Raw genomic sequence first — 7,726 nt, forward strand, 5'->3', positions numbered from 1 at the left:
ATACGTCGTTAACGACGTCGCTATGCACGTGTCTTAGCCGATCACCCCACGCTCAGGCAGGCGGTGGCAACCGGGCGGTTACGGTCAACCCGCTGCCATTCTGGTTTGTGATCTGCGTTAGACATTCGTATGGCCGCGCCTGAAAGCTGAGGTGGCAATACCAACATGTCGTCCATTGTTTGCGATGGTTCGGGAATGGTAGCCGCCATTGCCTGATCCGCCGCCGCTCATGATGCGCGAGCGCTATTCCCGATTGTGAACGGCATCAAGCCGCTGCTCCCTTGCCCCAGAGCGCTGCAAGAGCCATTGTTGGCGTCATGCTCGCACGCCTGCTGTCAGCCCTGAGGATCTTCCATCTTTCGATCATTGTGATCGGGCTCTTGCAGCTGGCCGGATTTGCCGCTGCGCCGTCTGGGATCTCAGAGCTTGGCCAAGGGAGCGTCAAACAGACGCCGGCGCAGATGCTCTACAGCGTCCGCCCGGCGCAGTTGGCCATCCTGGCCACCAAGTTGACGATCGTTGGACCCGGCAACCCCCCTCCGGTCGATCTACCGCTTCTTCCGGCGCCAGAGCAAACCTTGGTCTCGCGGTCGGACCAGGCCCAGAAACAATTATTAGTCGGCGATGCCGGCTCACTCTTCAAGCAGCGGCTGTGGGATCAGGCACGTGCCAGGGCCCCGCCGCGAGCCTGATCCTCGGAGCCGGTAACGTTTCCCTGCATCCTCCGCCCAAGGCGGAATACGCGTGCCTTGCGAAACGCGGGAACTTGCCACTCTCCTTCTTCTGATGCGGCTGTTTGGCGGCATTGGCTGGCCCAAACGCCATTTCGATCCTTCGCCTGATCAAGCCGACGGACCAGCGGGCCGTGCGGCGCAGGCATTCCTGCGAGTCTTCATTATGACATCACCCAAAGTGAAACTGATCATCATGTCCATCCTGGCGGCCACCATGCTTGCGGGCGTTGTGACTGCCGGCCTTGGAGGATGAGCGATGCGATCCAAAGATACTCCGGCGGAGGCGCGGCAACGGTTTCGTTGCCCTGCATGCGTCCAGATGATGACCTACGGACGTGGGCAATGCGAGAACTGCGGAGAAGTCACGCCGATCTATAACTGGCGCGGCTTCTGGCTGGGGCTCTGGATCTGCCTGGGGCTTTCTGCCGTGGGTGCCTTGGCGATATTGATCCTCGGCTGAGCATGATTGGCTGTTTTGCAATCACTCCCGTGGGCCGGTTATCCGGCCCTCGGGTGCAGAACAGCGCCCTGCCCCTGCCCTGCAGGGTGACAAACCATTGTGCAGACCCAGAGCAGAACCAATGCACCTCCTCGGCTCATCCTAAGAAGACATCCAGTCTTCTCGGCATGTCCGTCTTGATGGCCTGCTCATATGGGCTGCGCCCATGTAGTGGAGGCACACTTGAGCGTTTGGTCCGCAGACGGCTTGGGCCGAGCTTCTAAAAGTCATTCTTCTCCTCGGGACATCCTGATGTCTCCGATCTGCCGCTGCCCCGCAGGGCCGGCGTTTACCGCGCAAAGGACAGGCTATGTTGGATGTCGGCTGGACAGAAATGCTGCTGATTGGGGTCGTGGCGCTGATTGTGGTCAAGCCCGAGGATCTGCCGCACCTTTTTCGGACTCTCGGACGCGTCACAGCCCGCGCTCGAGCCTTGGCACGTGAATTCAGTGCCGCCATGGAGGACGCCGCGAAAGGAGCAGGACTGGATGAAGCAGCAAAATCCCTTGATGAGATGAGGAGGATGACTTCCCGAAGATCACCCGGGCTTGATGCCTTGGAGCGAGCAGCAGATCGCTTTGAGGCATGGGATACGAGATCCTCCTCCTCAAATCGGCCCCCTCCTGCTGCTCCTGAAGCGCCTGCTCTACCCGATCAAGTGCCGCATGATCCTCAGCCTGCGAAGTTGTCCCGAGAGACATTGTCTCCAACCGTGAGTCCCAAGCGACATCGGCATCCAGTACGTCGCAGAGACAGAAACAGACCCTGATCATGAGGGATGCCAGGTCTTATTGTGTGCGGTGGGCGTTGTTCCGATGCGAAGGGTCAGAAAGAGCCGATGCCATTCGGCTACTGCTGGGGGACGGCCATTGGTCCTGTTACCGGAGCGGAGTAGACGGAGGAGGGCTCCGATCCAGCTGCGATATCAACGTTTATCGGAAACTCTTCTGCCACACGCATAACAGCAGGTTATTCGTGTATTCTGAAATTGGCTCAACCTGTGCCGCCAAACGCAGTCCAGGCCATCAGAAGATAGACCCCTCCGATGACAACATAACCGATGATGGTGCCAATACGCTCAGCCACTACCCGCTCCTTGCTAGCATGATCACGGTGCCTTGGATCAAAAGCAACGTCAACGTTGTCCGTCAGGCTGATCCGAAATCAGTTAAATGAGTTCAGCAGGATCAGACGTTGTCCGGGGGCGGGCTCTTGTTCCCAGCTCTCAAACATGATCAGTCGACGAATGACCTTACCGCCGATGTTCCAGACGGCGAAGTCATCGCCCCTTGCACGGCTATGGCTTGCCCTGCTGCTGGCTATGTTGATAGCCCTGCTGCCGGGACCACAGGTCATTGCTCCGGCCAGCCTGACCGCCTACCTCGGCAAGCCGGCCGCGACGCTGTCGGCCACCCAAGGGCGGGATTTTGTTTCCCGCAAGGACGCAGCAGACACCCGCCTGCTGGTGATGGCCGGACCGCGCCCATCGCAGGCGTTGCCATCCTTTCTGAGGGCTAAGGGAACTCTCTGCCCAGCCTTATACAGTTGTCGCGTTCCATTGCCTCATGCGCAGCCTTTTCGCGCCAGAGGACCGCCTTCTTTCGCATGACGGCCTGAGATCGATCCGCCTGCCGAGAGGCCGGCAGATCATGACCCTTGCATCAACGAAAGACGAAACATGAGCTCCCATGAAAACAAGCCGGCCGCGAGTCGGTTGCCGCCTGATGTCCCGACGTCAGAAATTGAGGAATCCCTTTCTGCAAGCCACGAGCCACCAGAGGCAGCCAAGCAAGTCCAATCCGGCAAGGCCATCTTGCTGAACTGGTGCATCATGATTGTTGGATTTGGCGTTGTCGCCGTTGTAGCCTACTGGCTGCTGGGGTGACAGAAGGCCCCCTGCGGGCGAAGCCGCAGGGGGATGTGCACAGACACAGGGTGGTCGTGCCAGAAGCTTTTTCATGGAAGCTGTGCCGACTGCTGCTAGTGTCGGCGCGGCTTGGCAGATCAGCTCTTTGCACATCGGAAGAAGTTGCAGACCTTGTGTTTCGTCCCGCACACAAGGTTCCGGGAACAAGGTAAGTGTGACAAATAACTTCGCCGGTCCGCGACACTTCTACTTGGTGCCTACGAAGCTCCCTGAGTTGAACAGGTGTTATGGACCACAGCGCCAAAGCCCGTCAGCGACCACCTCGTCGCCACTTTCGGGCTGCACGGTCAGCGTTGCGGGATAAGCGGGAGACTCTCCTCCTTCTGTCGCCTCGCTCGTGACTGCTACTTCTGCCAAAACTCCCGCGCCGGTGAACACGGTGCCTGCGGTCATTGCGTCGTACCCGCCGTCGGCGCTCAGGCTCATCAGTCTGGCGGTTAGCTTGATGATCGCTTCCGCCGCCTGATCGGAGGCCACATTCCCCGCTGCAAGCAAAAGGGACTGGCCATTCGCCTCGAAGCTGCAGAAAAGTTCCCCTGTTAAGCCCGCACCTTCGATGTTGTCGGCGGTTAAAGGCTGCAGCCCGGGCTCCATAACTTTGATTTGCAGCTCGCCGCCGATTTCGATCGCGCGGCTTTCCTTGTCAACAATGCAAATCATGCTCACAGCGTCATCGTCTGGTGTCAGCCCACTGACAATAGCCAGCCCATAGCTTTCGCTGCCGAAAGGATCGACAACCGCTGACGCTTCCGAAAGAGAGCCATTTGTGGCGGCCAAACACGCGCCCTCGACCTCTGCGGCGAAATCAGACCAGGCATCCTCACTCGAGCCGAATGCAGGGCATACAAGCAGAAGGGAGACGACGAGAGGCTTAAACATTCGGTGCTCCTTGTATGGCAACAAGTGCTAAACGAGACACGGCAGCGGGCAGTTGCTGGTGGCTTGCCAGTCGGCACCAACTTGCTGGCGGTCCCCGGAACGGGACTGGCATGCATCGACCACAGGACAAGCAACCACTGCCGCCCGACTTCTTCAAGTTCCCGAGTATCGCGCTGAAGCATTGCGCTGCAGTTTGAGTTGGCAGTCGTTATGCCAACGGCAACCGCAACATCGTCTCCACTTCTAGACGAGCGCCTGTCAGAATTGCAGGATTACCCTCGCCTCCACGTTCCTTGGACAGCTTCCCGGCTCATCTAAGCAACCGCCAGTGTATGGTGGGCGTATGAATACAGTTGAAGTAAACCGAGGCAGATACCTGCCTGACATGGGCGGTGTAAGAGCTCTAGTGGTCGTAGAAGGTGATCCAGCGGCCAACGGCAACCGCGGTCTGGACCCGGGGTCCCAAGCATGCAGACAGAGCCATTCATACATCAGCGGCCGCCATGCGCGTCTGATAACCGAGGGCATGACGCCAGCGGTCTGCCCCCAAGGTGGCCGATGCAGCGCCACTTGGCGTTAATCGAGATGCGGGGGCCGGCTCGTACCAAGCATCCTGTCCAGGCGAAAGACGTCACCCCAACAGTGAACGGGCAAAGAAGAAATGTGCCTGTCCTGATCATCTTCAGCTTTGAAGCTGTTAGCATTAGTGCGCTCGATGCTGACTGCCATGTTCCAACCCTGTTCCCAAAAAAGGCGAAGCCTGCCGCCGCTCACAGGCTAGATAGTTTGAGGAACTCATTGTTCTCCGAACAAGGTCGTGTCATGCATGGACTAACTTTTGATGTAGCAATTAGGCGCGTATGACTGTCAAATCTGATCCGTTTAGCGCCTCTGCCATAGCTGCTGCTGATGCAAAACGTCTGGCAACCCTCAAGAGCTATGAGATAACAGACACGCCTCCTGAACGCGGCTTCGACGATATTGTCATGCTGGCTACTCAGCTATGTGAAACATCGGTCGGCCTTGTCAGCTTGATAGAAGCCGATCGCCAGTGGTTCAAGGCACGACTTGGATTTGAGCCATTCGAAACACCGCTAGACCAATCGGTTTGCTCCCATGCGTTAGGTAGCCCTGATCTTCTCGTCATTCCGGACCTGGCACTCGATGAACGTACCCGACACAACAGCTTGGTTACGAGTAAGCCGTTCATCCGCTTTTACGCCGGCGCCCCTTTGACCGCACCCAATGGCCAGGTCTTGGGCACACTTTGTGTTATTGACCCAGTCCCCCGCCCCCAAGGACTGACACCGCACCAAGCTGCGGGTCTTGCTGCTTTAGCCAAGCTGGTCGTGGATCTGCTTGAACTTCGGCGCATAACGGCTGAGCAAGAGCATCACGCTGCAGCGCTTGCAAAGAGCGAAAGCAAGTGGCGCAGCCTCTTCGAAGACCTGCAAGAAGGCTTCATGCTTGCCGAAGTGATCCGCGATGAAAACGGCAAGATCTGCAACTGGCGGTACGAAGAGGTCAATCGAGCATGGGGTGACTTGGTGGGCCTTCCGGTCGAGCAGTCTGTGGGCCGGACCGTCCGCGAGCTTATTCCGGGGATTGAGGATGAGTGGTTCAACCGAATTGCAAATGTCGTGGAGACTGGTGAGACAATCCGCTTTACGCGGCAGATTGGAACACTGGATCGTTGGTATGATGGTGTTTGCCAGCCCGCTGGCGGTGACCGCTTCACTGTGATCTTCCTTGAAGTCACCGAGCAGATCTTGGCGGCACGACAACTTCAATTATCTCAGGACCGATACAAAACCTTAGTCGAAAATGTTGATGTGGGGATCTGTATCGTTGAGATGAAATTCGACGCTGACAATACAGCGATCGATTATCGAATCGTTGAAGGAAATTCTGCATATGAGCAGCATACCGGCTTGATTGGGTCAGTCGGAAAGTGGGTTAGTGAGATCGCTCCTGGACTTGAACCGTACTGGTTCGAGATCTACGGCAATGTTGCTCTCACCGGTGAACCCGCTTGTTTTGAAAACAAAGCCGAGGTGCTCCGTGCACGTTGGTTTGAAGTGCAAGCGCACCGCGTAGGCGACCCTGCGGATAAGCTTGTTGCAATTCTTTTTACGGATATTACTGACCGACGTCGCGCTGAAGAAGAACGCCAAGCACTCAGTGCTGAATTGTCGCACCGTCTTAAGAACACACTGGCAATGGTGCAGGCGATTGCCAGCCAAAGCTTACGTCAGGCAGAGACAGTAAAAGAAGGCCGTGAGGCTGTTGCTGCCCGATTAGGAGCGTTGGCGCGGATGCAGGATATCCTGACCGATGCACCGCGTGAAGGAGCCTACCTGAGGGATGTTCTGGATGCGGCTATTGCACCGCATCAAAGTCTTGATGGGCGGATTCAAATATCCGGTCCTCAGGTGAGGCTTACTCCACAGCAAGTCCTAGGGATTTCCTTGGCAGTGCATGAACTGTCGACCAATGCCGTCAAGTATGGCGCCTTGACCAATGGAACAGGGTGTATCGATATGCGTTGGACATGCTCAGGGTCAGACTTCCGCTTCATCTGGAGCGAAAGCAACGGACCCTTGGTGAACGCCCCGAACCGAAAAGGGTTTGGCTCCAGGCTGATGGAGCAGATCGTCGGTTCATATTTTGATGGCACTGGAGCAATCGAGTATAATCCTGCTGGCCTTCGCTTCGAGCTCGTCGGCATTGTGGAGAATTAAGTTATTTTATGGGTCAGTCGCTTTCCTACTCAGAGTTTTCCATCCTTGTTGTTGAAGACGATCCAATCATCCGTATGGATGCTGTTGACCTATGTGAAGATGCGGGATTTTCTGTCCATGAAGCCAAGAATTCGTCTGTCGCTTTGAGCTTGCTTCAGCAACACCCAGACATTCGTATCCTTTTCACGGACATCGAAATGCCTGGTGATATGGATGGACTGATGCTGGCTCACGCTGTTCACAATTGCTGTCCAACGATCAAGATCATCATCGCGTCTGGCAAGCTGAAAGTTGCGGAAGACAATCTGCCGTCGGGCAGCTTGTTCCTCCAGAAGCCTTACCGCCCATCGCTGGTCGCCAAAGCGCTGAACGATTTCGCTGCTCAAATTTCTTGACTAAGAGTATCGCTTAGGATTGCCCGCTTCAGTGTTGACTTGTGCCGTCAGGAAGTCACTAGGAACATGGTATTTGCAATCATCTGCCTAGATGCCTCGCCCATGGATCATTGAGCTCCACCGGCAGGAACAGGGTCTCCGGTAGCGGCGACAGCAGTCCCTTCTTCTTCAGTTCATGCCGCAGGCATACCCACTCTTAAGATGCCGTCAAAAAATTCTTAAGCGACGTCTACGCCGCACCTTTTTTGAGCTTGCCGGCCTAAAGTTCCAGGGCAGCAAGTTGTCGATCTGAGCCTGCGGGCGGCCGGCTGCGAAGGCTTCCAGAGTTGCTTTAAGGTAGGCGAAGGGCTCCACGCCGTTGACCTTTGTGGTGGCGATCAAAGGTTGCCGCAGACTGGCACATGCATCTGGACATCCTTGTTGCCGCGGCCAGGGGCGAACATGGCTTTTCGTTCTGGGCGACCTGGAACGTAACCGCCCGGTTGCCACCGCCTGCCTGAGCGTGGGGTGATCGGCTAAGACACGTGCATAGCGACGTCGTTAACGACGTA

Annotated in this window: 8 protein-coding genes and 1 pseudogene; 7 read left to right on the forward strand and 2 right to left on the reverse strand. The window is 56.7% G+C overall.

Features of this window, described 5'->3' with window-relative positions:
- The first annotated feature begins 317 nt into the window (after positions 1 to 317).
- From IE224_RS20210 to IE224_RS20230, 5 genes are all read left to right on the forward strand, one after another.
- The gene (locus tag IE224_RS20210) at positions 318 to 692 is read left to right on the forward strand and encodes a hypothetical protein (RefSeq protein WP_191313259.1); all 375 of its coding nucleotides are present in this window, start codon (positions 318 to 320) and stop codon (positions 690 to 692) included.
- Positions 693 to 744: 52 nt separating this feature from the next.
- Positions 745 to 987 (forward strand): hypothetical protein, encoded by a 243-nt coding sequence (locus IE224_RS20215; RefSeq protein WP_191313261.1) that lies wholly within the window; start codon positions 745 to 747, stop codon positions 985 to 987.
- A 66-nt stretch (positions 988 to 1,053) separates the two neighbouring features.
- Positions 1,054 to 1,194, forward strand: coding sequence for a hypothetical protein (locus IE224_RS20220; protein ID WP_191313263.1), 141 nt, complete (start codon positions 1,054 to 1,056; stop codon positions 1,192 to 1,194).
- Positions 1,195 to 1,567: 373 nt separating this feature from the next.
- Complete coding sequence (locus tag IE224_RS20225) at positions 1,568 to 2,002, forward strand: twin-arginine translocase TatA/TatE family subunit (protein WP_229849492.1); 435 nt, start codon at positions 1,568 to 1,570, stop codon at positions 2,000 to 2,002.
- A 909-nt stretch (positions 2,003 to 2,911) separates the two neighbouring features.
- Positions 2,912 to 3,118 carry a hypothetical protein gene (locus tag IE224_RS20230; protein WP_191313267.1) on the forward strand — a complete coding sequence of 69 codons (207 nt, stop codon included), beginning with the start codon at positions 2,912 to 2,914 and terminating at the stop codon, positions 3,116 to 3,118.
- Positions 3,119 to 3,385: 267 nt separating this feature from the next.
- Here IE224_RS20230 and IE224_RS20235 read toward each other — a convergent pair whose 3' ends face one another.
- On the reverse strand, positions 3,386 to 4,039 hold the full coding sequence (locus IE224_RS20235; RefSeq protein WP_191313269.1) for a hypothetical protein: 654 nt from the start codon (positions 4,037 to 4,039) through the stop codon (positions 3,386 to 3,388).
- A gap of 860 nt (positions 4,040 to 4,899) precedes the next feature.
- Between IE224_RS20235 and IE224_RS20240 the strand changes: the two genes are divergently transcribed.
- Both IE224_RS20240 and IE224_RS20245 read left to right on the forward strand, forming a co-directional pair.
- A complete protein-coding gene (locus IE224_RS20240; protein WP_191313271.1) occupies positions 4,900 to 6,780 on the forward strand; it encodes an HWE histidine kinase domain-containing protein in 1,881 nt (626 codons plus the stop codon).
- A gap of 8 nt (positions 6,781 to 6,788) precedes the next feature.
- Positions 6,789 to 7,175, forward strand: coding sequence for a response regulator (locus tag IE224_RS20245; RefSeq protein WP_191313273.1), 387 nt, complete (start codon positions 6,789 to 6,791; stop codon positions 7,173 to 7,175).
- 207 nt (positions 7,176 to 7,382) lie between these two features.
- On the opposite strand, the pseudogene IE224_RS21535 reads toward IE224_RS20245, so the two are convergent.
- Positions 7,383 to 7,556, reverse strand: a pseudogene (locus IE224_RS21535) (transposase domain-containing protein); the annotation flags it as partial.
- Between the last annotated feature and the right edge of the window lie 170 nt (positions 7,557 to 7,726).

Source organism: Paracoccus aerius (genome assembly GCF_014656455.1).
GTDB classification, from domain to species: Bacteria; Pseudomonadota; Alphaproteobacteria; order Rhodobacterales; family Rhodobacteraceae; genus Paracoccus; species Paracoccus aerius.

Bases quoted from the DNA above. Each gene is read 5' to 3' on its own strand.
- IE224_RS20210 (WP_191313259.1), top strand. From the start codon at position 318: ATGCTCGCACGCCTGCTGTCAGCCCTGAGGATCTTCCATCTTTCGATC.
- IE224_RS20220 (WP_191313263.1), top strand. From the start codon at position 1,054: ATGATGACCTACGGACGTGGGCAATGCGAGAACTGCGGAGAAGTCACG.
- IE224_RS20225 (WP_229849492.1), top strand. From the start codon at position 1,568: ATGCTGCTGATTGGGGTCGTGGCGCTGATTGTGGTCAAGCCCGAGGAT.
- IE224_RS20230 (WP_191313267.1), top strand. From the start codon at position 2,912: ATGAGCTCCCATGAAAACAAGCCGGCCGCGAGTCGGTTGCCGCCTGAT.
- IE224_RS20235 (WP_191313269.1), bottom strand. From the start codon at position 4,039: ATGTTTAAGCCTCTCGTCGTCTCCCTTCTGCTTGTATGCCCTGCATTC.
- IE224_RS20240 (WP_191313271.1), top strand. From the start codon at position 4,900: ATGACTGTCAAATCTGATCCGTTTAGCGCCTCTGCCATAGCTGCTGCT.
- IE224_RS20245 (WP_191313273.1), top strand. From the start codon at position 6,789: ATGGGTCAGTCGCTTTCCTACTCAGAGTTTTCCATCCTTGTTGTTGAA.